The following is a 24944-nucleotide window of genomic DNA, read 5'->3' on the forward strand; positions in this document are numbered from 1 at the left end:
CACAAACGAATGAAGGCAAAATTAAAAGACCTAAGCCCGGTGGAGTACCGAACTCAGGTTTTAGAAGTTGCTTAACTAAATATGTCTAACTTTTTTGGGTCAGATCAAGAAGGGCGTGTTTTTTTATTGACGTAATGGTGATAAAAATTCTGCGGGAAGATTTCCCTTATCAATTACAAAGCCCTCAGAAATATGAACTTCATGCATTTTGTCATTATAGGTGAATTTGAAAATACCGTTGTCAAAGTCGGTGCCAATTTCTTTGAAGAAAATACCTTCGATTGAAACATATTTAGGACATGTAAATGCCACCTTAAAGTCATCGTTCTCTTTAATTAAGTAAGCACGTACTCCTTTTTCATATGTATCATTTGCATCGTCTTCAGTTGGGCGTTGTACTGCAACGATGTGGAAATCTACAAAAGGTACTTCTTTTAAAAGAACGTTTAGGAAGGAGCCCTTCGTAATTTCTTCCCAGCGACTTTGAGCACTTTGACCTACAATGATTTGTGAAATACTGTAATTCTTTGCCACTTCTGCAATAACCTTTTGTATGGGACGTTTCTCATTATCTAACAAAATGAATTTTTCAACCTCAAGCTCTTCTGATAGATCTTTCCATTGATCAATGTAACTGGATTTCTCCACGTCAAATGCATCAAGGGGTTGCGAATCGACTGAAAGAATATAGAGCGGGCAATCGAGCATCGTTGCCATTTTATGGCCACGTCGAATTAAGCGCTCACCATTAAGTCCGTAGTAAACGCAAACTAAAATACTTTCGTCTAATCTCCCTTTTACATGTTTCATAAAAAAATCACACCTCTTATTCTGTTGTTATTTTGTTGTTTCTATTGCCGATTTCGAAAAAATTATCCTAAAACAGCTAAAACCGATGCAGTTACAGTGCATTATGCACATTTATAATGTATACTTATTAGTGTATAAAAATTATTTACGATATATCGGAAAACCTTTGAAGAAATAGGCTTATCTCCATGCTCTACAGTTATTTGATTTATGCATTACGTGCATTTAAACCAATTGCCTCTATATGCCACATTATTATGCAGTGAGTTAAATAGATAGTCAAGTGTCAGGATAAATAGAAACTTTAATTGATAAGGATTTGTGTCATTCCCATCATTTTCAGTTGAATTATCTGGTACTTACGGATGCTTAAACGTCCGTTTACTCTTCGTCTTGTAGTTTTAGTCTTACAACCATTAGTACGAGATACCAATCCAATTTTAAGAGAAATTCTGATATGTTAGTTCAGTTAGTAGGAGGTCTTCCTTTGGTTATAGTTCTCATTATGATACTTTTCCCATTTGTTTGTGCTGCCCTGATTCCACTGCTTTACAGGCGACTAAGGCGCGTAGCACATCTTGGCTGGTTTGTTTTATCCGTTCCAATCATATTGTTTCTTTTACTCGCACGGTATATTCCTCAAATTGCCGAGGGTAAAACGTTTATCCATACATATGAGTGGATTCCCTCTTTTGATATAAATTTCACAACGTACCTTGATGGACTCAGTATGATTCTTGGTTTGCTGATTACAGGTGTAGGTAGTCTAGTCATTTTATATTCTATTTTTTATTTATCAACGAAAGAATCACTTCATCATTTTTATTGCTACTTACTACTATTCATGGGCGCAATGCTTGGCGTCGTCTTTTCAGATAACTTAATGGTGCTGTATACCTTTTGGGAATTAACGAGTGTGTCGTCGTTCCTACTAATTGCGTTTTGGCATCATCGTAAAGCTTCACGAGCGGGTGCACGAAAAGCTATGACCATTACTGTTTTTGGTGGGCTTGCCATGCTAGCAGGATTCCTTATGCTTTATGTTTCATCAGGAACGTTTAGTATTCGTGAAATTGTAGCTAACGTAGAGGTAATACGTGAGCACACATTGTTTGTTCCTGCATTATTGCTTATTTTAATTGGGGCTTTTACAAAGTCTGCACAATTTCCATTCCATATTTGGTTGCCAGATGCAATGGAGGCGCCAACACCGGTTAGTGCGTATCTACATTCTGCGACAATGGTAAAAGCAGGGATATATATCGTTGCACGTTTTTCTCCCGTGTTTGGCGGAGAAGCGGTCTGGTTCTGGCTAGTAAGTGGCATTGGCCTTGTGACATTATTCTGGGGCTCTTTCAATGCGGTACGTCAAACAGATTTAAAGGCGTTGCTGGCCTATTCAACGGTCAGTCAGCTAGGTTTAATTATGAGTTTATTTGGTCTTGGCTCAGTCGGACATTATTTTGGTTATGCAGAAAGTTCCATTCTATATACACAAGCAAGTTTTGCGGCGTTGTTCCATCTCATTAATCACTCCACGTTTAAGGGTGCGTTATTCATGATGGTCGGCATAGTCGATCATGAAGTAGGAACACGCGATATTCGGCGTTTAGGTGGTTTGATGGCATTGATGCCAGTAACCTTTACAATTGCGGTCATCGGTGGCTTTTCCATGGCTGGATTACCACCATTTAATGGTTTCCTAAGTAAAGAGATGTTTTTTACTGCGGTTCTAGCCATCCGTGATGTCCAAGCCTTTTCAATTGCTGATTTGGGGCTATTATTCCCAATTGTGGCATGGGTGGCAAGTATTTTCACCTTCGTCTACAGTATGATTTTAATTGGTCGGACGTTTTTCGGAAAGTTACAGCCCGATAAAATAGACAAGAAGCCGCATGAAGCGCCACTTGGTATGCTGATTTCACCAATAATACTATGTTTGTTTGTTGTTGGTATTTTCTTTTTTCCAAACGTGCTGGGACATTATATTTTAGCGCCTGCAATGGCAAGTATTTATCCTACATTTCCTACCACAAGTGAATTAACGCCACATATTCACGCGTGGCACGGTATAAATGCAGAGCTGCTAATGACACTTGGTGTAGTTATTATCGGTATTATATTATTTAAAACTTTAGAAAAGTGGAAACCTCTATATCGAGTATTTTCGCAAAAATATGCATTTAATGCTTATTACAATCGAATGATTGATTTTGGCGAAAACAGCTCAACAAAGATTACAAAGCGTTATATGACAGGCAATCTAACGCATTATTTTGTTTATATTTATGTCTTCTTTGTAGCTCTTATTGCGGGCTACTTTATATGGTCGGAAGCATTTACTTTTAACTTTGTACAGGATTCAGCAGTTGAGTCGTATGAGCTTATTTTAGTATTTGTCATGATGTTTGCAGCAGTATGGATGATTTTCGCTAAAAGCCGTGTAACTGCCATGCTGTTAAATGGCGTGCTTGGGTATTCCATAGCGTTCTTCTTTGTGATATTCCGTGCACCTGACTTAGCACTGACACAATTAGTCGTTGAATCTGTGACAACAGCATTATTTCTTCTATGCTTTAAATATTTGCCTGATTTAATGCCTGAGTTCACGCGCAAGCGAGTTAAATGGTCGAATGCCATTATATCTATTTTTGTTGGGGCAACAGTGACATTAGTGGGCTTAGCAGTTGTGCATTATGACAAATTTGAACCAGTGTCTTTGTACTTTAATGATGCCTATAAATTAGCAGGCGGTTCGAATATCGTTAATACAATTTTAGGGGATTTCCGTGCATTTGATACGATGCTTGAGGTTGTGGTTCTTCTAATTGCAGGCTTAGGTGTGTATACACTGACGAAGCTCAAGCCGCGAAAGGAGGAGACAGATCATGAAAATCAATGATGTTATTTTACGCACGGTCACGAAATCTGTCGTATTCATTATTTTGACACTCGGTGTGTATCTATTCTTTGCAGGACATCATGCACCAGGTGGGGGCTTTATCGGTGGCCTTGTGCTTGCCTCAGGTATTGTTCTACTGTACTTAACGTATGACATTGAAACGGTGCACAAAGGGATGCCATTTGATTTTAAAAAAGTAGCGGCACTAGGGGTTTTGCTTGCTACAGGGACAGCAGTCGGTTCATTATTCTTCGATGTGCCATTTTTAACGCAGACCTATACGTATATTGATGTGCCGATTTTTGGGCAGATGGGTTTTTCGACAGTCACTATATTTGAAGCAGGGGTTGCTTTAACTGTGGTTGGTGTTGTTGTAACAATTATTTTAAGTATAAGTGAGGATGAGTAGCCTATGGAGTCGTTAATACTAGTTTTAGTTGGTGTATTAGTAGCTGTGGCTACTTACTTAATCCTCTCGAAGCAGTTATTACGTGTCATTTTAGGGACAGCTGTATTATCACATGCAGCGCATTTACTCATTTTAACGATGGGTGGTCTGAAAAAAGGTGATGTGCCACTGCTTGATGAATCAGAAGGTCCTTATACAGATGCACTTCCACAGGCATTAATATTAACAGCGATTGTCATTAGCTTTGCAGTGACGGCGTTCGTGCTCGTTCTCGGCTACCGGGCCTATAAAACGAATGGTTCGGGGAACTTTGATGAATTGAGAGGTACACCGGATGAGTAATATTATAGTTTTACCATTAATCGTGCCAGTCATTACGGCTATTTTATTAGTATTTATGCGAAAGAATATTTTATTACAGCGCATCATCAGCTTATTAACGCTGATCTTTGTCGCGATTATTAGTATTGTACTTTTGATGGAGATTCAGGTGCAAGGTGTGATGCGCATTGATTTTAGTGGCTGGCTACCACCATTTGGGATTTCGTTTGTTGCTGACTCATTTGCTGTATTACTGGTTTTAGTGGCCAATATTGTTGCAGCAATTTGCTTGTTATATGCATTCTTTACGATTGGTGAGCGTTATGAAAAAATGTATTTTTACTCATTTGCCTTACTAATGATAGCAGGGGTGAATGGTTCATTTTTAACTGGCGATATTTTTAACCTGTTCGTGTGTTTCGAAGTGATGCTACTCGCTTCTTACGCCCTTATAACTTTAGGTGGTGAGAAAATCCAGCTACGTGAGGCGTTGAAGTATGTGCTCATTAACATTGTCGCATCGTGGATTTTCTTAGTAGCATTGGCGTTTCTATATGGGACGGTCGGAACTTTGAATATGGCGCATATTTCGGTTCGTGTTATGGAGGCGGGCAATGATCCATTGATAACGACGGTTGCACTTATTTTCTTAATTGTCTTTAGCCTGAAGGCAGGTCTATTATTATTCTTCTGGTTACCAGGTTCATATAGTGTACCTCCGACTGCTATAGCCGCATTATTTGCAGCTCTTTTAACAAAAGTAGGAATTTATGCATTGGTACGTACTTTTACATTGTTATTCACAAATAATACAGAGGTGACACATACAGTCCTCGGTGTTATGGCAGGAATAACAATTATTGCTGGCTGTATGGGGGCACTTGCTGGTCGAGATGTGCGAACAATTGCTTCCTATAATGTTATCATTGGGGTTGGTTTTATAGTAGCAGGTCTTGCAATTGGTACAGAATCTGCCTTACAGGGCGTTACGTTCTATTTAATGCACGATATGGTGGCAAAGGCCATGTTATTTTTAGCAGTTGGCATGATGATATATGTAACTGGTGAGACTAGTCTGGATAAAATGAGTGGGCTTATTCGGAATTATCCAGTATTTGGTTGGATGTTCTTTATAGTAATGTGCTCGCTAGCAGGGATTCCACCACTAAGTGGTTTTTTAGGAAAGGTATTGATTGGACAAGGGGCTATTGAAGGCGGTAACTTTGTGCTATTAGGTCTTGGTTTCTTATCAAGCTTAGTTGTCTTATATTCATTACTACGTATCTTTTTGGCGTCATTCTTTGGCGAAACAATCATAAGTCTAGAGGATGAAAAGCCATTGCCAAAACGAATAGAGATGCCTGTGATATTGCTGGCAGCTTGTACAATAGCTTTAGGCATTGGGGCAGAGTGGATATCACCATATATTACAGATGCAGCTGACACACTACATACGCCTTCGATATATATAGATGCAGTGTTAGACGGTGCAACATGGCAAGGCGAGGTGAATGAGTAATGGCAATGCAATTTATATTGAACTTATTCATTGCAACACTTTGGTTACTGCTACAGGATGAAATTACACCACAATTTACAACATTTCTAATGGGCTTTATCGTGGGGATGGGTATTTTATATGCGATGCACCGCTTTTATGGTACGCAGTTTTATCTGCGTCGCGTAGTTTCTATTATTAAATTACTATGGCTCTTTAATTGGGAGCTCTTATTATCGAGCTACAGTGTGTTAAGACAAATTACGACACCGAAGTTAAATATTACGCCAGGCATTTTCACGTATAAAACAGAGCTCAAAGGAGACTGGGAAGTAACGGCACTTGCGCTCTTACTAACGCTGACACCTGGATCAGTTGTGATGGAGGTTTCTGAGGAGGGAGATTTGTTCTATATTCATGCTATGGATATTGAACAATCTAAAGATGCTGTCATTCGTTCAATAGGGAAGTTTGAACAAGCAATAATGGAGGTGACACGCTAATGATTGAAAATATTTTACTATTAGCTCTTGCTTTATTTAGTGTATCGATTGCGCTGTCACTGTACCGGGTTATTCGAGGACCATCGATGCCAGACCGTGCTATTGCACTTGATACGATTGGTATCAACCTACTTTCGTCAATCGCCATTGTCTCGATTATCTTACAAACGAAGGCTTATTTGGAGGCAATTCTAATCTTGGGCATATTAGCCTTTATAGGAACAATCGCCTTTACGAAATATATAGAAAGAGGTGTGATTGTTGAACGTAAATCAAATGATTGAATGGACAGCAGCCATCCTCATTCTAATTGGCTCGATTGTTAGTGTTATTAGTGCTTTTGGGATGATTCGCCTGCCTGATGTTTACACGCGTTCGCATGCTGCAACAAAAAGTTCTACATTGTCTGTTTTAACATGTCTATTGGGCACATTTATTTACTTTTGGGTGCATGATGGTTATGTGAGTGTGCGGTTAATTTTAGGAATTATGTTCGTCTTTGTTACGGCTCCTGTAGCAGGACATTTAATATGTCGTGCTGCCTATCGCTCACGTGTACCTTTAGCAGAGGGCTCTGGTGAAGATGAACTGAAGTCCAAACTGTTTTCAGATGAAAAATAAGTAACAGATCTCCCAATTCGGAGGTCTGTTTTTTTTTAATTTAGAATTATTTCAAAGCAAGGGAAGTATTGGAATTCACTTAAAGCAGGCATAAATGTTTAAGAGAAGGAAAATAGTATAGTAACGCTAATTTTCTGTAAATGGAGTAATGCAACATTAACGGAAAAATAAAAATAAATTGATTTGTTTGAAAATTTAGTTTACAATATTTTTTAAAAATTTTTAAAGTTAAGCTTGAAAATTATTTTGAAAGAGTATATCTTAATTAGCAGATAGATTTTTTATTCTGCAATGTGAATAAATATCCAATTTGCTATTTTGGAAAATTGGATTCTAATACACATTAAATACAAAGGAGTTTTGAATATGAAGAACAAATTTTGCATACTTATGTTTGTGCTAGTTATTGGTGTACTGGCAGCATGTGGTACAAAAGATGATAAAGCAAGTGATACAGGTTCAAACGCTGGTACAGGAACGGAAGAGAAACAAATAATAAAGGTGGGTACATCTGCAGACTACGCACCATTTGAATATGTTGATGCTGCAAAAGGTGAAGAAATTATTGGTTTTGATATTGATTTAATTAAATTAGTCGGTGAAAAAATTGGTGTAGAAATGCAAGTTCAAGATATGGATTTCAACAGCCTAGTGCCAGCTTTACAAGCAGGTAAAATTGATATTGTTATTTCTGGGATGACACCAAATGAAGACCGTGAAAAAGTTGTAGATTTCTCAGATAAATACAATCAAACAGAGCAAGTGATCGTTGTGAAAAAGGATAGCGGCATTAAAAAGGAAGCTGATTTAGCTGGTAAAAAAATTGGTGTACAAACAGCTTCGATTCAAGAAAATTTAGGAAACGCCATTGCAAAAAAAGTAGATGTAGCAGTAGAAGGACGTACGCGTATTCCTGAGATTATTCAAGACATGATGTCTAAGCGTTTAGATGGAGCAATTCTAGAAGGAGGCGTAGCGAAAGGTTATCTGAAATCGAATGATAAATTAGCAGCGTTTCCAGTAGAAGAACAACCTGAAGACTTTAAAGCAATTGCTGTTCAAAAAGGTAGTGACCTAAAAGATAAAATTAACCAAGCTTTAAAAGAATTAGCGGATGAAGGCAAAATTCAAGAGCTTGAAGAAAAATGGTTAGAAAAAGCTGAATAATACAATTGAAATGCGATAGCTCTATATAGGGCTATCGCTTGTACTTTTCATGTTAACTAAATTCAATCCAATTTTAAGATTTAATCGATAAAAAGAAAGGAGGGAACGCTGTGAATTTGGATTTTACAGCTATAATTCCCTCTATTCCTTACATATTAAAAGGAATAGGTGTTACACTTCAAATTACTATTGGTGCAACCATCATTGGTTTTATAGTAGGTATTTTATTAGCACTATGCAAAATTGGTAAGATTACAGCTCTTCGCTGGTTTGCCGATATTTATACGTCCATTTTCCGTGGGACACCGCTTGTCCTACAATTAATGATTATTTACTATGCAGTACCACAATTATTAGACATTCAGATTGACCCTGTACCAACCGCAATTATTGCTTTTGGTTTAAACTCTTCTGCATATATCTCTGAAATTATTCGTGCTGGCATTAATGCAGTCGATAAAGGACAGCAGGAGGCAGCAATGGCGCTTGGCGTACCTTACACAAAAATGATGAAGGACATTATTATTCCCCAAGCACTGAAAAATATTTTACCTTCATTAATGAATGAATTCATAACATTAAATAAAGAATCAGCAGTTGTAACAGTTATTAGTGCGCTTGATATTATGCGCCGTGCCTATATAGTTGGTGGAGCAACATATCGTTATCTTGAGCCATTATTAGTTGCTGGTTTAATCTACTATATTATGACGCTTGTTTTAACGTTCCTTGGTAAACGAATCGAGAAAGGAATGAGAAAAAGTGATTAAAATTGAAGATTTACACAAATCATATGGACAAAATGAAGTATTAAAAGGCATTTCTACAGGGGTAAAGGAAAAGGAAGTTATCGCAATTATCGGTCCCTCAGGCTCTGGGAAATCTACATTTCTTCGTTGCTTGAACCTATTAGAAGAGCCGACAAGTGGGACAATAACAATTGCTGGTGATGAGTTAACTAGTAAAGGGACAAACATTATGAAAGTGCGCGAAGAAGTCGGTATGGTATTTCAGCATTTTCATCTATTCCCACATAAAACGGTGCTTGAAAATTTAACGTACGCGCCAATTAACGTTAAAGGCATAGATAAGGCGACAGCAACGAAAAAAGCTGAAGATTTACTGACGCAGGTTGGCCTTTTTGAAAAGCGGAACGAATATCCAAGTCGTCTATCTGGAGGTCAAAAACAACGTGTTGCAATCGCTAGAGCACTTGCAATGGATCCAAAGGTAATGTTATTTGACGAGCCAACTTCAGCACTTGATCCAGAGATGGTAAAAGAGGTATTGGCTGTTATGAAAAACCTAGCAGATACAGGCATGACGATGTTAATCGTCACACATGAAATGGGCTTTGCACGTGAAGTAGCAGATCGTATTTTATTCCTGGATGGTGGTAAACTGATTGAGGATGCATCACCTGAAGAGTTTTTCTCGGCACCATCCACAAAGCGTGCAAAAGATTTCTTAGAAAAAGTACTATAAATCTATTTCAGGTATTCCCTATAGAGGCATAAAACGCATTTAGACTTGCTTATGAGAGCAGCTAAATGCGTTTTTTCATTGTTAATGATGCTTAATGTCCACAGTAGGTATATCAAATTGTTCTTCTAATACCTCAAGATTAAAGAGCTCCTCTATATGATATGTGCCTGATGGATGCTTTTGTTCAAGCATTTTCCGGGCGACTAATGCCGCTATTTTTGCCGTAACTAAGGATTCATCATTTTCAACAAAGGTTAACGATACTGAAATTTCTTCTTGCTGTTTTTTGCCGGTAGCTTCAATTTTGAGAGCACATATAGAAGAACCAATCTTAGTCTTTTGAATAAGAGAAGCAAGAATATTCTTCAGCCATTGCCATTTCAATACTATGGAAAGACGACTCTTTTGTATTAAGGATACAAGTAGATTGAGCCATTCAACATCAAATCCCAGCCTAGTAATGATACGACTAGAGGGTAAATGTTTAGATAGTATATGTTGATCAGAAAAATTAAATTGATACAAGCTACGATTACCTATACCCATAAAGTCTACTACACGTTTATTGGTAAAATTAGTTATTTCTTGTTTGTCATTTTGATGAGCGATGGTGTAGCTGTTATTTAATTGATTTAAAATCCAATGAATGGCAGTTGCACCATGGGAATCTCCTGCGCCAAGTAAAATAGAAATATGAAGTTTCTCCAGCGAGGAAAATTGTTGGGCTACATGCATGGCCATTAAATTTGTCAGTCCCGGAGCTAAACCCACACTAAGAACTGCTGTAGTGTTGTGTTTAACAGCTAGAGGATTGAGCAACTCTAACTTCTGCAAAAAGGAGTAGCTTGCTGAAATATCGATATACTTAATGCCTTCTTGGAGACAAAGTGCAGCAAATTGAGTGTTTTCTTGCTCTAAGCACATGATGACAAGGGCTATGTTGGTTAATTGATGACCATTGATTGCCTTCGTAACATCAAGTTGAATAGGCGTAGCTAAATTATTTTGCTGTGCACAAAATTGTCTAGCTTTTTCTATGCTTCTACCAGCGATCCATACTCTATTTTGGTATTTTGGAAGTAGTAATTTCGCAATTTTTCCACCGACTTCTCCATAACCGCCTACAATTAAAATATTTTCTTTGTGCATTTAAAAACCTCTTTTAGCATCTTCTTTAATAGCAACTAAAGCATCAATCATATGTGATTTAAAGTAAGGAATCACTGTCGGAAATCCAACTTCTTGTAATAAGTTAACAAGGGTTTCCATATCAATTGGATGGGTAGTCATGCCAAATGATTGCTCAAAGCGTTGCCAATCATCTTGAGAAATGCCATTTTGGCGCATCGAACTTTGCCAATAGCTTAGCTGTTGTTTAAAAGTAAGTGCAGTTAAATCAGCATTAATGGAGGATAGGAATAAAACAGAGCCATCCTTTAAATTTTCTGCGATTTTTTTTAGCAAAGCTTTCTTTTCATCAAAGTCTTCAATAAAATGCAACACTAAATGACAGGTAGCTATATCGAATGGCTCATCAATCTTTAGTGAAAGTAAATCTGTTGGATACCACTCCACATTGAGTGGAACATTTAACTGATTAATATGCTGTTCGGCTAATTGCAACATTGAGCTTGAAGTATCTACTGCTATAAATTTAGTGGATGGGAATGTGCTGCCTAGCGTTAAAAGCTCCTGCCCACCCCCTGCACCAACGATGAGCATGCGATCTGTACATGGGTGATTTTGAAGCATATTTGTCATTACATCATATATTAGGTCGTAGCCTATAATTTTTTGGCGAATGGTTTGTTGATATGTGTAAACAGTTGGATTATGCCAATTTTGCAATTGTTCCTTCATAAAATGACCTCCTAAAAATTTTTATTTCACAGCACGTGTATCGAACTGTATTTCTTCATGTGTACTCTTGTACAATATCATTAAGAACTATTCTCAATTATAGTTTGTTATCGAAAATGTACTATCCCATAAATCTGGGGGGCCTTGTCTCCTACGGTAAGCGTAAGTGACAAGGCGGCCCTGTACCAAGAAAATGGTTGAGTGCCAAATGTTGAAACGAATTATAAGTGATTTAATTTTGGATGTATTGGAGAGGAGGGATAAGTTGATGAAAGATATACAGTATTGGCGTAGAAAATCGAAACAATGTTTAAAGGAAAGTCAGAGTTCATTTACGTACAGACAATCGATGATTGAAGTGCTTCAACAGCATGTGAATTTTGATGCATACTGTTGTACATTAACAGATTGCCATACGCTTTTTTCAGTAGGTGCAGTAACAGAGCATTCAGTAGAAGCTATTCATCATAAAATAATGTCTTTAGAGTATGATTCGACAGATATAAACAACTATGAATATTTGGTACAAAGTGGACAGCTAATAGGCAGATTAAGTGACGCTATCAATAATCATTTATCGCAAAGTATTCGCTTTATAGAGGTACTTCAACCAAATGGTTTTAGTGATGAAATAAGAGCTGCACTGATGTTTCAAGGACAATGCTACGGCTTTTTAACGCTCTTTAAAAAAGCTAATAATACACAACCATTGTTTCAAGATGCAGAACTGGCACAAGTAACAATGCTGATTTCAGTGATGGGGGAGGCATTAAAGGCATATCATCATTTTATTATTGAGGAGCGGATTCTTTATGAAGATGGTGAAAAAGGCATTATTATTTTTGATAAGGAATTAAGTGTTATTTCCATCAATACCAAGGCTTCAAAAATGCTATCAATTTTAAGAAAAAATGAACGATTAACACAATGTCAAATACCTAAACCTATACAAGCGATTTGTGCGAAGCTCTTGGCTGACAAATTGCATGCTAATACATCGTTACTAGTACCAATCAAAGATACGGGTTATATTGCCATTCGAGCGTCCTTTGTGATGACAAGTAGCAATGAAAAGCAGTTAGCTATATTTTTAAATGAAGCCTCTTCTAAAGAAATGTTAGCCTTTTTAATTACTGCCTATAATCTTACTTTGAGAGAGAAGGAGGTAGTATTTGAAGTGATTAAAGGTATTCCAACAAAAGAGATTGCCCACAATCTTGCTATTTCAAACTACACGGTACAGGATCATTTAAAGCTTATATTTCAAAAAGTTAATGTTTCAAACCGCAATGAATTAGTATGGAAAATATTTTCACGATTTCAATTAGATTGTTAAATGGAAAATAAGTTTAGATTAGAAGTGGATAAACTCAATCCAGTTACATTTTGTGTACAAGCGCTTAATGTTCAATTGACAATTTGCACGTCAGGCGGTAACAGAAGTACTTACAATGAAGTTTTCACACATACCAAGTAGTCACGGGGCTTTCTTTGAGATTCAAGAAGCCCTATAGGCGAGGACTATAAGCTGGAATAAGTTGCCGATAATTGGAAGAAAAAAGCAAATGATGTGTAAATGATTGCATCCCGTCCCGGGAAATATGTTAAAACTAACTTCAAAGTCACTTCCTCAGATAGTCTTTTTCTGCAACCTATTGGATTTTCGGAGTATGTACTTACAATCGGGTTGGTTTTTGCTTATAATAGTAGATGCAGAAGATTTTCTGAATAACTAGCCACGAAGTGAGCGATTGCGATTGAAAAAATTATTATACTTAGGTTTTTTTCTTGTCTTTATAGTCATTTTTTTGTACGTAAACAATCACTGGCTGGTTGTAAGTGAGCATGTATTCGAATCCGAAAAGGTACCAGAAAGCTTTGATGGGCTACGTATTGTGCAAGTATCAGATTTACATGATGCCCTCTTTGGTGACAATCAAGAGAGGTTGATAGCAAAGGTTAAAGCGACGCAGCCAGACGTCATTTTTATTACAGGAGATGTCATAGATAGCAATCGCTTTGATTTGGAGCAGAGTTTGCAAGCAGTGCGAGGGCTAATTGAATTGGCGGATGTTTATTATGTACTAGGAAACCATGAAGTAGCGACGAATAAGGTTAGTGAAATTTATGAGGCGCTATCATCGGTAGGTGTACATGTGATGGCCAATGAATCGACCGTATTAGAGCGCAACGGGGAGCGCTTAGCGATTGTTGGCATTGAGGATCCGCTAATGGGTAGATCGACAGAAGAAATGCTGGAGATTGCGACAACTTATGTGCCGCAAGATATGTTTAAGCTGTTACTGGCTCATCGACCTGAAGTATTTAATGTGTATGTGACAAGCGGTATCGACTTGGCGTTCACTGGGCATGCGCACGGTGGACAAATACGTATTCCTGGGCTTGGTGGACTTGTTGCACCAGGGCAGGGCATGCTTCCGAAATATACAGCCGGTATTTACGAGGGACAGGAGACAAAAATGGTTGTAAGTCGAGGATTAGGCAATAGCTCGGTGCCATATCGGATATTTAATTTACCCGAAATTGTCGTAATGGAATTAAAGACAGAAAAGAGGTAGTCTCAGGATGAGACTACCTCTTTTCAGATGACGACAAAAGGTATTCGGAATGATCACATGCCGAATACCTTTTGACATTTTATCAGAAATATTCGTTACAAATAGCCCCTATTAACGGCAGTAGTACGCTACGAGCGACGTTTTCTACCATTTTTGGAGTTTGTGCTTTGCCCGTTATCTTTTACAGAGTAGCCACTCTAAGGGTCTGTCGTACTCACCTTGATATTTTTCGTCATCTATCCATCACCTCAATCATTTATAGACGTACACGAGTTGATGGGAGCGCAGGCGGCGACTTCTGCGGGAATAGCATGAGCTGAAGGCCCCGCAGGAGCCTAGCGACGAGGAGACTGAAGCCATGCCCGCGAAAAGCGTCCGCCGAAGCGGAAATCAACGGGTTCATATAGATATTTCTCTTTTACTTGAGAATTTAACACTCAATGCAATGAGCTTTTGCCTATTGAACAGCACTCTCTATTTGCTTGTGCTCCAAGCGTTTGACAAGGTAAATGCTTATTTCATATAAAATAATCATCGGAATTAATACAAGCAGCTGACTAATGAAATCGGGTGGTGTAATGACGGCAGAGCCCACGCCCATGGCGATATAGGACCAACCGCGTATTTTTTTCATGGAGTCAGCAGTTAATAGCCCAATGGATGATAAAAAGATTGCCACAATAGGCAATTCAAATAATAGACCAAGTGGCACTGTTGTCATAATTAAAAAATGCATATATTCGCTCGCCGATACCATGACATTGAAGTTAGCTGCACCAATGCTAACTAAAAAAGAATAGCTGAGTGGATTAACGACAAAATAGCCGAACGCAACACCTAAAACGAAAAGCAAAAACATAACAGGTGCATACAACCCAAGAAATCGGCTCTCGTCTTCCTTTAAACCTGGTTTAACAAAACTCCAAAGAAAGTGAACGAAAAATGGCATGGATAGTCCAAGTGCCAGTGTTGTGGAAATCGTCATATAAAATTTAACGACCTCAAGTGGACCTAAAATGACAAGCGAATGTCCACGGGTCACATATGGAAACCAAAAATTAATGGTCGAAAACACGACAATAAAAAATAATATAAATACAACGAGTGCTTTGATGATTTGCTTACGTAGTTCTGTAATATGCTCAAGCAAAGAGTCCACAGGAATGAGGGGCTCCTTCTTAACGATTTCCTGTGCAGTTGTAATGGTTGGAATTTCAATAGAGGCCTCCACAGATACGGGAGGCTCGCCTTGTTCTTTATCAAGCGGACTTAAGTATTTTCTCTCTTCATATGGATCCATAGGAACACCTCCTACGAAACGTCAGATTTTTTTTCTACCTTTTTTGTTGGTTCATCATCGTCATCGATTAAGCCTTTTGTAGACTTTTTAAACTCTGCAAAAGTTTTACCAACTGCACCACCAATTTCAGGTAACTTTTTCGGGCCAAAAACGATTAATACTATAACCAAAATGATAATTAAGCCAGGAACACCAATTGCACCAAGACCTCCCATAAGTCACGCCTCCTCTTAAATGTAATGTTAAAAATGTTTGACGAAAACGCTTTGAATCTTCAACATGGCCACCGTTTTGTACCACAATTGTGGCATGTCAAAAGATATTGACCGTGTAAGACGAGCTTAAACCAAAGACCCACCAGATTTGCTGTAGTTAATAATTCCTTCTGCACAACGATAGGCTAGCGCACCTAATGTACCTGTTGGATTATAGCCGCCATTATGTGGGAAGTTTCCGGCACTAACAGCGAAAAGATTCTCTACGTCCCAATGCTGTAGATAGTTATTGACAACGCCGTTTTCTGGCGTTGAACTCATAACTGTTCCCCCTGTATTATGTGTCGTTTGATATGGCACAATATTGTAATCTGTAATCTCAGCACTTGGCACAATTGTTTTTGCGCCCATTTCTTTCATAATGTCAGCGGCACGTGCTGAGATAAATTTATGAAGTGCGCGATCCTGTTTAGTAAAGTTGTAAGTTAACTGCATTAATGGCAAACCATAAGCGTCCTTGTATACCGTATCCAGGGACATATAGTTTTCTTTATGTGGCATAGAAGCACCTTGTGCACCAATCCCGAATGAACGCGTATAGTAATAAATCGATTGCTTCTTAAACTCTGGTCCCCATGTTGGTGTATCGGGAGGAGTTGGGTTTGAACCAATAGGACGAGTACCGGTTTGTGTTAATGCAATAGTTCCACCATGTATGAAATCTAATTCACTATGGTCGAAGTTGTCACCATTATAGTCGTCTACTGTCATACCAAGAGAGCCTGCACCCATAAATGTATTGTATTGCTCATCAAAGAATCCAGCAGCACCCGGTAAAATTTGATAACAATAGTTTCGGCCCAATGTTCCTTTTCCTGTTATTGGATCATATGGTTGTCCAATGTTGGCCATCATTAATAATTTTGCGTTATTAAAGACATAGCTTGTTAATACAACGACATTAGCAGGTTGAATAAATTCTTCACCAGATATAGTATCGATATATTTGACACCGGTTACTTTGTTCCCTTGCTTTAAAATTTCAACAACATTGGAATTAAAGCGTAGGTCGAAGTTTCCTGTTTTTAAAGCAGTCGGCACAACTGTAATTTCTGCTGAAGATTTTGCGCCATACTCACAACCGAAACGTTCACAGAATCCGCAATATTGACAGGCGTTAATCGTTTCACCATCAGGATTTTTATAGACTTCTGATACGTTAGCAGAAGGAACCATATAAGGTGATAATTTTAAATTTTTTGTTGCTTTTTCAAATTGCTCTAGCATTGGCGTCATTTTCATAGGAGGTGTTGGAAAAGAATTAGCTCGCTTCCCTGCAAAGGGATTCTTATCTTCCCCTGAAATGCCTGCCGTTTTTTCAAATTTATCGAAATAGGGCTCTAGTTGATCGTATGTTAATGCCCAATCCTGTAGTAAATAATCGGGTCCTAATTTATTTGGACCATAGCGTTCGTCAGTCAGTGTTTTAATCTGAAAATCATACGGCAAAAAACGATAAGACATACCGTTCCAGTGCGTCCCAGACCCTCCCAGACCCTCTCCAAGTAAAAAGGAACCAAGCTGGCGCATTGGTAAAGCTCTCATGTTACGGTTATTACGGAATGATATAGTCTCCTTGGAAAGGTTTTGCATGAGGTCATATCGAATTGCATAACGATACTCATCGTGGACATTCAAATAATCTTCAGTTCCACGTTTTTGCCCACGTTCCAAACCTACAACCTTTAGGCCAGCTTTTGAGCACTCCGCAGCAACAATGCCTCCAGTCCACCCTACACCGACTGTTACAACGTCTACACTTGGTAATGTTGTCACCATCTATAAAACCCCCTAGTGGTTGCCTAATGGATTAGGCTCAATTTTTTGGAACTTCGTATCTTCAATTTGTGTAATAAAAGCCATCTGATGTCCAGGGAAGCCTTTCATACGCCAGCCAGCCATATCTCGATTCCCACCATACATTGGATCTGCATAAGCGCCCTCTAATGTAGCCGCACGTAGTAAAGCAAAGAAGAATGCAGATGTGACACCGCTCATCTGAACTTCGCCTTTCTGGAAAGCAGTTAAAATTTCGTCCATTTGTTTGCCATCTAAGTCGTTAAAACTTTTTTTGAACCGATTTTGTGCTTCGGTCTCTATTTTTTGAATACCTTGCTTAAAGATTTCTGAGCGCGTTAAGCGACTTTGATAGCCCTGTGTCGGTGCACCTTCACCGAATGGGCCATGCATATATTCCTTGGAATTACTGCCATATTGTCCGGCTAATTGATGATCAATAAAATAGGGTACGTCTAAACCAATCGCACCTGGACCTAAATCATCTTCTGGAAATATGCGTTCTGTAGCATTCGATAAAACACTAAAATCTCGTTCGTTCATGAAAAACATTTTAGCTTTAGGTGTTCCAGTAGCTTCATGTGTAGTTCCATTACCATGATCTAAAGTGGAAGTCCCTTTGCCGTTCATGTTATAGCCTACAAGCCCACCTATTAATCCACCACCGACTAATGTACCAGCAGCAATACCTGTTGTTTTTAAAAAGTCACGACGTGAAACATGATTGTCAGTACTCATATAGATACTCCCCTCAAGAATATATAGATTATGTTCTATCATTTATAATCAGCAAAAAAAGTAAATAATAATCAATTTCACATGGGAAAAGTTTTAATTTTATCCAGTAGAAGAAAACCAATTTAAAGTACAATTACGAGGAGATAGAAAATTGCTAATACCTCGGTTATTTTAGGGGATTACATAAATAACATTTTTTATGTTACGTAATGTTTAATCTATAATTGAAATTAAAAGATGATAGATAAAAAATATATGAGAAGAGAATACTAATTAGAAATTAAAGAGGTACCTAAACGTTTGCATAGTGTCGCTAATAATAAAGAATTAGTTACTGGCATATACTTGCAGGTAGTAACAAGAGAATTTTATTTTGGACTTTTTTTCCTTTTGTGGTAACGTTTAAGTATATTGAAATAGGTAACATATAGATAATTTAGTGGCTTCTAATAGAAGAAATATTATTGCTGTAATCAATGCGATGACTTATCATGTGAGTTACCAAAAAAGGGGATTAGTCTGTTGAACATATACTTTACTATTTTATTAGCGGTTTTATTAGGTGTACTTTTATTATTCATAGGTTTTATACTATTGGGCTTTTTTATGAAAAGGAAGGACATAAACAAAACAAAAGATGACATTATTAAATTGATGGAAAAGAACCCTGAAATGTGGTCAATGTCAGTAATCCAAAATGATAATGAAATAATTACCTACAACAAAGATAAAATTATACCTTTAGCAAGTACCGTGAAAATTTTATATGCTGTTGCATTCATTAATGCCGTACGTAATAAATTTTTAAACCCAGATGAATTAGTCCCAGTTAAAGAAGTTGATTCACTTTATTTAAAAAACACAGATGGAAACGCTCATAATCTATGGAAAGAAAATGAACATATAGGTAGTGAAGTTACATTAAAAGAAATTGCAAAAGGAATGATGAAATATAGTTCGAATGCTTGTACTGACTTTATATATTACAGATTAGGAAAAGACAAAATTGATGCAGTAATAAAAGAGTATTCGTTGTTACAACAAACAGAAATCTACCCCATTAATTCAGCAATTTTAATTCCTAGTTATCTTTATATAGCGGAGAAAGTACCGAAAAAAAATATTGCTCAAACTATTAAGGACATGCCAATTAGTCATTTTAATTTATTAGCTACTGAACTGTTAAACAAAATTATTAAAGGCGAAGCAAATAGATTCATCGAAAATTTGCATATGATGTCTACAATGAAAGTTCAAAGAGAGCTAACAAAAAAACTCCCTGCAGCTTCAAGTTCTGATTATGCAAAATTAATGTATCAATTAGGGAAATCAGAAAAATTAACTACAGTAGATAAACAGTTATTGGATGATTTGATGGGGTTTACAGACTATGAAAAGAGTGGTAAACGCCTATGGTATAAAGGGGGGGCTACATTATTTGTCTTAACTTCCGCGGGTTTTAGAAGTAATGATTCTGAGAATATATCTTTTTCTTTTTTTATTGAAGATATGAGCGCTTTAGAGACTATTTGGATTGAAAAAAAATATAATGAATTTATTAAGGCTTTTTTAGAAGATAATCTATTCAGAACAAAGATACTAAATGTCATCGATGAAATTAATAATAAAAATGCTTAAATTTGTTTTTATTATTCTGTAATATCGTGGACTGTCGGTTTAAAAATTCCAGATTAATGAATACGTCATTAATATTATGTATGACAGTTTGTTTTATTTAGCAGAAAAAATGAAATGTGTACCGAAGCCCTTTCACTCGAGTCTAAGCTACCGGTACACATCACATAAATATGATCAACGAGTCTAATACGTCTTGATGAGTGTCATTCTAGGAAACAGAGAAAGCGTTGTTCCAAGTTGTCGAGGGATTTATCCTTCATTAACCCCACCTCAAGTTGAAAGATGACAACGAGTTAACTAGATGGCTGATCGTAAATGCCCGATCAGTTCAACAACAATCAGTGTGGGATGAAGAAAACCCCCACTAATTGAAGTCTCACTTTATTTTTATAATTTTCAACGTTGCCCAAAATATTCGGCACCTGTCCCCGATTGAACATCACTTAATATCCGTGAAAAAGAAAATCACCCTGTTCTTTATTCTTCAACTAGTGGCTTCTTGCATGGCAGTGAGCAACTGTTCTGTAGCGATGAGGCATTCGCCACCGCCTTGAACCATTTGCTCGCTACCACCGCCTTTTCCATTAATAAGCGGAAGTACATGTGTGGCGATGTCTTTCATGTTTTTTTCCACTTGTGCGCCTCGTGCTGCGACAAATTGTAGCTTGTCTTCATTTTCGGAAGCAAGTAGTGCGATTACTTCTGAACGTTCAGCCACAATGAATCGGGCTAATTTTTGAAGCTCTTGCACAGTACGATGACGAAAGGCGGCCGTAATGATATAGGCGTTGCTTGCAGCTAATGCTTTCGCTTCGAAGGCAAGCAGTTCTTCCCGTGCAGCGATGAGTGCCTTTTCAGTACCCTTCTGTGTTACTAATAGTTTCGTGAGAGCGTTTGCTGCGTCAACTTCAGGAACGCTCAGTTGCCGCGCAACATCAGCCAGTACAGTTTTGCGCATTGCCAACTCTGTCAATACACGTTGCCCACAGACGAAAGTGACACGCACATTGCCCTTCATTTTTTCGGTGCCAAGAATTTTAATAGCGTTGACTTGCCCTGTAGAGCTTGGATGCGTACCGCCACAACCGTTGTAATCATAATCAGGAATGATGACAAGACGAATATCACCTGTGACTGCAACCTCTTTTCGTAAGTTGTAATCTACAAGTTCTTTCTCTGTAATCCATTTCGTCTCAATCGGGCGGTTTTCTAAAATAATTTCATTTGCTCTCGCTTCGGCCGCAACAAGCTGCTCATCTGTCAAAACGTCGACGGCAATATCGATTGTGACCTGCTCACTTCCTAAGTGAAAGCTTACCGTTTGTGCATCAAATAATTCTACAAATGCTGCAGTTAAAATATGTTGACCAGCGTGCTGTTGCATATGATCGAAGCGTCGGTGCCAGTTCAATTTGCCATGAACTACACCTGTTAAAGCTGAAGCTTCGCACGTTATATAATGTCGGATTTCATCGTCAATTTTCTCGACATCAACGACCTCAATGTTGTTTAAGGTGCCAGTATCATGTGGTTGCCCACCACCTGTAGGATAAAAGGCAGTATTTGAAAGTACAACGTATTGACGGCCGTCTGTCTCAGTGCCTGTCCCTGCAATTGTTGCGTCAAATTCACGTAGCATCGCATCTTGATAATATAGTAGCTCTTTCACTGTAAAAAGCCTCCTTTATGTAAGTCATATAGTGTTCATTTTTGGGCAGAAAAACTACTCATGGCAAGGCTTATGGCAAAAGAGGGCTGATAAGTTACTGTATAAACTCTTTTAATCCAACTAGCCACCAAGGGCTAAGCAAAGCCTGCTACTGGGCGTTTCACTTTATTGTGGCATAATTGCTTAAAGGTGTATACGGGTTTTCTAGTTGACCCATGCTGAAATTGATTTATTATATAAAAGAACAGGTAAAGACAAAGGAGCTAGCACAAATGAATATTACACAATTTTCAATGGAAGAAATTTTAGATCCGACGAATATTATTGACGGTAAACGCTTTGAGTTCATTTTAGATGTTGAAATTGATGAAGAAGATGAGCTATACCATGAGGCAGGCATCGAGCTTCGTGTACTAATTGGTGAAAAAGATAGTGAGCCATTTATATTAAATTATTTCATCATGGAAAAAGCGAAGGGCGAGTATTTAGACTTCGCACTTGAGGATGATGAGTTAGAAGAGATTTTAACGTTCTGTAAGGAAGAAATAACAAAAGCCTAAATGCAATAGGAAGGCAGGTAAGGAAAACGAATCGTTTTTCTCTACCTGCCTTTTTGTTCTTCACAAAAGTTGGTGGGATACCATGCCACTAAGTAATTGTGCCATCTATATATATGGGTGAACTTACTGTACTCATACGAAGCAGAAGGGGTCTACCAACTTTTCAATTTAAGAATTTTTTAAGTTTGATGACATATTAACGTTGTCTTTGTAGGTTATGCTTGATAAAAAACGGGGATGTTAAACGGAGGGCACTGGAAAATTTTTAGTGTGCTCTTTTAAACAAAAGAGGTGCATGTATGTCAATTTATACAAATTCCATTTTGGTGGCAACGTTGATAACGATACTATTGTCATTTGTGTTATTTGTGCCATGGCTCATTTATACGTATCGCAAATATAATTTCTTGTCACTATCAAAAACAATCATTATGTTTTCATTTATTTTTTATTTTTTAGCGGCCTTATGCTTAGTGTTGTTGCCGTTTCCGGAAACACGTGATACCTGCTCACTACAATCAGCAGACACTGTCCATTATAATTTACGTCCGTTTCAATTCATTGCAGATATTATGAAAGATAGTGGTATTGTGCTGACAAGTCCGGCGACATGGCTCTATTTAACTAAACAGCCGGCATTTTTCCAAGCATTCTTTAACTTTTTATTGCTGATGCCATTTGGCGTTTACTTGCGATATTTTTTAAGAAATCGTAAGTACTGGAAACGTGCATTTATGTTCAGCTTTTTGTTAACATTGTTTTATGAGACAACACAAGTAACAGGTATTTATGGCATCTTTAATTGTGCGTATCGTATTTTTGATGTGGATGATTTAATGCTTAATAGTGTAGGCGCACTTTTTGGCTTCTTATTAGCGCCAATCGTGTGGGCTTTGTTTCCAACACAGGAGGCAGTCGAGGCAAAAGCTGCAGAAGTAGAGAAAAAAGATATTGTTAAGCCCTTATCTATTTTATTAGCTCTTGTACTAGACGTGTGTATGGCTCAGATTATATGGCTCATAGTAGGTGCTGTATTTAGTACTAGTGATATTTTTGAATTTATTGTAAAAATAGTTTTATATACACTGATTTTTGGTGTTGTACCGAGTGTCACACGAGGTGCAACGATTGGTATGAGGGTTATGCGTTTTATGATGACAAGCAGCGACAATACAAAAGACATAGTCGTGCAGTCTTGGCGCCGTTGTGTAGCCATTATAGCGACATTCACTATTTTTGAGATTATTCATATACTAAGCCAAATTAAATTAGATATGGATTCTCCTTTTTATGTACTGCAAATTGTGTTAACAATAGTAACTTTTATAACAGCGTTCTCTTTAAGGCTAGTTATCGCCGTACACGTTGTCCGAGTTATTGTGAGTGGAGGAAAACGCCGATTGTATATTGACGAATATGCAGACTTAGTAGCGACGAGAAAAAAATAAGGGGGTCTTGTACATGAAATACGTAATTATCGGGGGAGATGCGGCTGGAATGTCAGCGGCAATGGAGATTTATCGGAATGTACCGGGGGCAGAGATTACCTCCTTAGAACGTGGATTTATATACTCATATGGGCAATGTGGATTGCCTTATGTTGTAGATGGGCGTATTTCATCGACAAAACGTCTGATCGCTAGAGATGTAGAAACATTCCGTGATAAATATGGCATTGATGCACGCGTTGGGCATGAGGTGGAACAAATTGATGTAGATAAACAGCTTGTTTTGGGTACACAAGCTTCCGGAGAGCCGTTCGAGATAGCATACGATAAGCTGCTTATTGCAACGGGAGCTAATCCTACTATGCCTGTGAAAAAAGGAGCAGATTTAGCGGGCGTACACACCGTAAAAACAATTCCACAACTTGAGGATTTACTGTCAGATTTAACACCTGATATTGAACATGTGACAATCATGGGTGGGGGCTATATCGGACTTGAAATGGCAGAAACCATACATGCTTGTGGCAAAAAGGTGCGTCTTATTCAACGCGGCAGTCATGTTGCAAAAATCCTAGATGAAGAGCTAGCGCAGCATGTACATGATGAAGCAAAAAAGCAGGACATTGAGCTATTGTTAAATACAACCGTGCAGGCGTTTGAGGGCAATGGGCGAGTAGAACGTGTTGTGACAGAGGCTGAGGCGTTGGATACTGATTTAGTGATTGTTGCCACAGGTATTAAACCAAATACGCAATTTTTAGAGGGGACAGGAATTGCACTTGCTAAAAATGGTGCAGTTATCGTCAATCGTCATCTAGAAACTTCTGTTGAAAATATTTATGCCGCAGGTGATTGCGCGACGCATTTCAACATTGTTAAGGAACGCTTAGATTATATACCACTTGGAACAACCGCGAATAAGCAGGGGCGACTAGCAGGCTTGAATATGGCTGGGAAATTTGCGCCATTCCGTGGTATTGTCGGTACGTCTATTGTGAAGTTTTTTAATTTATCAGTAGGAACAACGGGTATTAATGAACGTATGGCAAAAAAGCTTGGCTATGAATATGAAGCATATAAATTATCAGCGCGTCATATCGCAGGCTATTATCCAGGGGCTCAACGACTGTATATTAAAATTGTTGTACGGAAGCGAGATCAGCAGCTGCTTGGTGTACAAATTGTGGGACCAGCAGGAGTCGATAAACGTATCGATGTCTTTGCGACAGCGTTATACAACAAAATGACCTTACCTGATTTACTAGATTTAGATTTAGCATATGCCCCACCATACAATGGCGTATGGGATCCATTACAGCAGGCAGCAAGAATGAATGGGCGTTTGTAGTTATCATGGCGCGTTA

At 38.1% G+C, this 24944-nt stretch carries 24 protein-coding genes; 16 read left to right on the forward strand and 8 right to left on the reverse strand.

Translation table 11 applies throughout. The annotated features are described in order from the left end of the window. Positions 1–123: 123 nt before the first annotated feature. Positions 124–810 (reverse strand): adenine nucleotide alpha hydrolase family protein, encoded by a 687-nt coding sequence (locus H131_RS02995; protein ID WP_010857570.1) that lies wholly within the window; start codon positions 808–810, stop codon positions 124–126. A 487-nt stretch (positions 811–1297) separates the two neighbouring features. Here H131_RS02995 and H131_RS03000 point away from each other — a divergent pair, with 487 nt between their 5' ends. From H131_RS03000 to H131_RS03045, 10 genes are all read left to right on the forward strand, one after another. Further along, a complete protein-coding gene (locus tag H131_RS03000) occupies positions 1298–3712 on the forward strand; it encodes a Na+/H+ antiporter subunit A (RefSeq protein WP_010857571.1) in 2415 nt (804 codons plus the stop codon). Further along, complete coding sequence (locus tag H131_RS03005; RefSeq protein ID WP_010857572.1) at positions 3699–4121, forward strand: Na(+)/H(+) antiporter subunit B; 423 nt, start codon at positions 3699–3701, stop codon at positions 4119–4121. The genes H131_RS03000 and H131_RS03005 overlap by 14 nt, the downstream gene beginning before the upstream one ends. 3 nt (positions 4122–4124) lie before the next feature. After that, entirely contained in the window at positions 4125–4463 is a 339-nt protein-coding gene (locus tag H131_RS03010) for a Na(+)/H(+) antiporter subunit C (RefSeq protein ID WP_010857573.1), read from the forward strand. Beyond that, positions 4456–5961 (forward strand): Na+/H+ antiporter subunit D, encoded by a 1506-nt coding sequence (locus tag H131_RS03015; RefSeq protein WP_010857574.1) that lies wholly within the window; start codon positions 4456–4458, stop codon positions 5959–5961. Before H131_RS03010 ends, H131_RS03015 begins: the two co-directional genes overlap by 8 nt. Then, complete coding sequence (locus H131_RS03020) at positions 5961–6443, forward strand: Na+/H+ antiporter subunit E (protein ID WP_010857575.1); 483 nt, start codon at positions 5961–5963, stop codon at positions 6441–6443. Before H131_RS03015 ends, H131_RS03020 begins: the two co-directional genes overlap by 1 nt. Next, entirely contained in the window at positions 6443–6727 is a 285-nt protein-coding gene (locus H131_RS03025) for a Na(+)/H(+) antiporter subunit F1 (protein WP_010857576.1), read from the forward strand. The genes H131_RS03020 and H131_RS03025 overlap by 1 nt, the downstream gene beginning before the upstream one ends. Further along, positions 6705–7064 (forward strand): Na+/H+ antiporter subunit G, encoded by a 360-nt coding sequence (locus tag H131_RS03030; RefSeq protein WP_010857577.1) that lies wholly within the window; start codon positions 6705–6707, stop codon positions 7062–7064. The genes H131_RS03025 and H131_RS03030 overlap by 23 nt, the downstream gene beginning before the upstream one ends. 366 nt (positions 7065–7430) lie before the next feature. Continuing rightward, positions 7431–8231, forward strand: coding sequence for a transporter substrate-binding domain-containing protein (locus tag H131_RS03035; protein WP_010857578.1), 801 nt, complete (start codon positions 7431–7433; stop codon positions 8229–8231). A gap of 110 nt (positions 8232–8341) precedes the next feature. After that, a complete protein-coding gene (locus H131_RS03040; RefSeq protein WP_010857579.1) occupies positions 8342–9001 on the forward strand; it encodes an amino acid ABC transporter permease in 660 nt (219 codons plus the stop codon). Further along, entirely contained in the window at positions 8994–9716 is a 723-nt protein-coding gene (locus tag H131_RS03045; protein ID WP_010857580.1) for an amino acid ABC transporter ATP-binding protein, read from the forward strand. The genes H131_RS03040 and H131_RS03045 overlap by 8 nt, the downstream gene beginning before the upstream one ends. A gap of 81 nt (positions 9717–9797) precedes the next feature. On the opposite strand, the gene H131_RS03050 is transcribed toward H131_RS03045, so the two are convergent. Further along, on the reverse strand, positions 9798–10865 hold the full coding sequence (locus tag H131_RS03050) for a saccharopine dehydrogenase family protein (RefSeq protein ID WP_010857581.1): 1068 nt from the start codon (positions 10863–10865) through the stop codon (positions 9798–9800). Next, positions 10866–11576 carry a class I SAM-dependent methyltransferase gene (locus tag H131_RS03055; protein ID WP_010857582.1) on the reverse strand — a complete coding sequence of 237 codons (711 nt, stop codon included), beginning with the start codon at positions 11574–11576 and terminating at the stop codon, positions 10866–10868. 268 nt (positions 11577–11844) lie between these two features. Between H131_RS03055 and H131_RS03060 the strand changes: the two genes are divergently transcribed. Beyond that, positions 11845–12912: a helix-turn-helix transcriptional regulator gene (locus H131_RS03060; RefSeq protein WP_010857583.1), complete on the forward strand. Its 1068-nt coding sequence runs from the start codon at positions 11845–11847 to the stop codon at positions 12910–12912. Positions 12913–13333: 421 nt separating this feature from the next. After that, complete coding sequence (locus H131_RS03065) at positions 13334–14155, forward strand: metallophosphoesterase (protein WP_010857584.1); 822 nt, start codon at positions 13334–13336, stop codon at positions 14153–14155. A 457-nt stretch (positions 14156–14612) separates the two neighbouring features. Here the strand turns inward: H131_RS03065 and tatC are convergent, their stop codons facing one another. From tatC to H131_RS03085, 4 genes are all read right to left on the reverse strand, one after another. Further along, a complete protein-coding gene (gene tatC, locus H131_RS03070; RefSeq protein ID WP_010857585.1) occupies positions 14613–15455 on the reverse strand; it encodes a twin-arginine translocase subunit TatC in 843 nt (280 codons plus the stop codon). 11 nt (positions 15456–15466) lie between these two features. Next, positions 15467–15670, reverse strand: coding sequence for a twin-arginine translocase TatA/TatE family subunit (gene tatA / locus H131_RS03075; protein WP_010857586.1), 204 nt, complete (start codon positions 15668–15670; stop codon positions 15467–15469). 126 nt (positions 15671–15796) lie between these two features. Then, positions 15797–17509, reverse strand: a complete 1713-nt coding sequence (locus H131_RS03080; protein WP_010857587.1) for a GMC family oxidoreductase — start codon at positions 17507–17509, stop codon at positions 15797–15799. Positions 17510–17521: 12 nt separating this feature from the next. After that, complete coding sequence (locus tag H131_RS03085) at positions 17522–18265, reverse strand: gluconate 2-dehydrogenase subunit 3 family protein (RefSeq protein WP_010857588.1); 744 nt, start codon at positions 18263–18265, stop codon at positions 17522–17524. Between the two features lie 522 nt (positions 18266–18787). Here H131_RS03085 and H131_RS03090 point away from each other — a divergent pair. Then, positions 18788–19903, forward strand: a complete 1116-nt coding sequence (locus H131_RS03090; RefSeq protein WP_010857589.1) for a serine hydrolase — start codon at positions 18788–18790, stop codon at positions 19901–19903. Between the two features lie 484 nt (positions 19904–20387). On the opposite strand, the gene H131_RS03095 is transcribed toward H131_RS03090, so the two are convergent. Next, positions 20388–21572, reverse strand: coding sequence for a serine-tRNA(Ala) deacylase AlaX (locus tag H131_RS03095; protein WP_010857590.1), 1185 nt, complete (start codon positions 21570–21572; stop codon positions 20388–20390). Between the two features lie 272 nt (positions 21573–21844). Between H131_RS03095 and H131_RS03100 the strand changes: the two genes are divergently transcribed. The 3 genes from H131_RS03100 to H131_RS03110 all read left to right on the forward strand — a co-directional run bounded on the left by H131_RS03100 (position 21845) and on the right by H131_RS03110 (position 24928). Next, the gene (locus tag H131_RS03100) at positions 21845–22132 is read left to right on the forward strand and encodes a DUF6509 family protein (RefSeq protein WP_010857591.1); all 288 of its coding nucleotides are present in this window, start codon (positions 21845–21847) and stop codon (positions 22130–22132) included. A gap of 299 nt (positions 22133–22431) precedes the next feature. Then, on the forward strand, positions 22432–23580 hold the full coding sequence (locus H131_RS03105; protein WP_010857592.1) for a VanZ family protein: 1149 nt from the start codon (positions 22432–22434) through the stop codon (positions 23578–23580). 13 nt (positions 23581–23593) lie between these two features. Further along, positions 23594–24928 (forward strand): FAD-dependent oxidoreductase, encoded by a 1335-nt coding sequence (locus H131_RS03110; RefSeq protein ID WP_010857593.1) that lies wholly within the window; start codon positions 23594–23596, stop codon positions 24926–24928. Positions 24929–24944: the final 16 nt, after the last annotated feature.

The organism is Lysinibacillus sphaericus OT4b.31 (genome assembly GCF_000392615.1).
Classification (GTDB): Bacteria; Bacillota; Bacilli; order Bacillales_A; family Planococcaceae; genus Lysinibacillus; species Lysinibacillus sphaericus_B.

Excerpts from the sequence above, each read along its gene's own strand:
- H131_RS03080 (WP_010857587.1), bottom strand. The coding sequence starts at position 17,509 with ATGGTGACAACATTACCAAGTGTAGACGTTGTAACAGTCGGTGTAGGG.
- H131_RS03105 (WP_010857592.1), top strand. The coding sequence starts at position 22,432 with ATGTCAATTTATACAAATTCCATTTTGGTGGCAACGTTGATAACGATA.
- H131_RS03050 (WP_010857581.1), bottom strand. The coding sequence starts at position 10,865 with ATGCACAAAGAAAATATTTTAATTGTAGGCGGTTATGGAGAAGTCGGT.
- H131_RS02995 (WP_010857570.1), bottom strand. The coding sequence starts at position 810 with ATGAAACATGTAAAAGGGAGATTAGACGAAAGTATTTTAGTTTGCGTT.
- H131_RS03035 (WP_010857578.1), top strand. The coding sequence starts at position 7,431 with ATGAAGAACAAATTTTGCATACTTATGTTTGTGCTAGTTATTGGTGTA.
- H131_RS03110 (WP_010857593.1), top strand. The coding sequence starts at position 23,594 with ATGAAATACGTAATTATCGGGGGAGATGCGGCTGGAATGTCAGCGGCA.
- H131_RS03020 (WP_010857575.1), top strand. The coding sequence starts at position 5,961 with ATGGCAATGCAATTTATATTGAACTTATTCATTGCAACACTTTGGTTA.
- tatA (WP_010857586.1), bottom strand. The coding sequence starts at position 15,670 with ATGGGAGGTCTTGGTGCAATTGGTGTTCCTGGCTTAATTATCATTTTG.
- H131_RS03005 (WP_010857572.1), top strand. The coding sequence starts at position 3,699 with ATGAAAATCAATGATGTTATTTTACGCACGGTCACGAAATCTGTCGTA.
- tatC (WP_010857585.1), bottom strand. The coding sequence starts at position 15,455 with ATGGATCCATATGAAGAGAGAAAATACTTAAGTCCGCTTGATAAAGAA.
- H131_RS03015 (WP_010857574.1), top strand. The coding sequence starts at position 4,456 with ATGAGTAATATTATAGTTTTACCATTAATCGTGCCAGTCATTACGGCT.
- H131_RS03060 (WP_010857583.1), top strand. The coding sequence starts at position 11,845 with ATGAAAGATATACAGTATTGGCGTAGAAAATCGAAACAATGTTTAAAG.
- H131_RS03010 (WP_010857573.1), top strand. The coding sequence starts at position 4,125 with ATGGAGTCGTTAATACTAGTTTTAGTTGGTGTATTAGTAGCTGTGGCT.
- H131_RS03025 (WP_010857576.1), top strand. The coding sequence starts at position 6,443 with ATGATTGAAAATATTTTACTATTAGCTCTTGCTTTATTTAGTGTATCG.
- H131_RS03100 (WP_010857591.1), top strand. The coding sequence starts at position 21,845 with ATGAATATTACACAATTTTCAATGGAAGAAATTTTAGATCCGACGAAT.
- H131_RS03055 (WP_010857582.1), bottom strand. The coding sequence starts at position 11,576 with ATGAAGGAACAATTGCAAAATTGGCATAATCCAACTGTTTACACATAT.
- H131_RS03085 (WP_010857588.1), bottom strand. The coding sequence starts at position 18,265 with ATGAGTACTGACAATCATGTTTCACGTCGTGACTTTTTAAAAACAACA.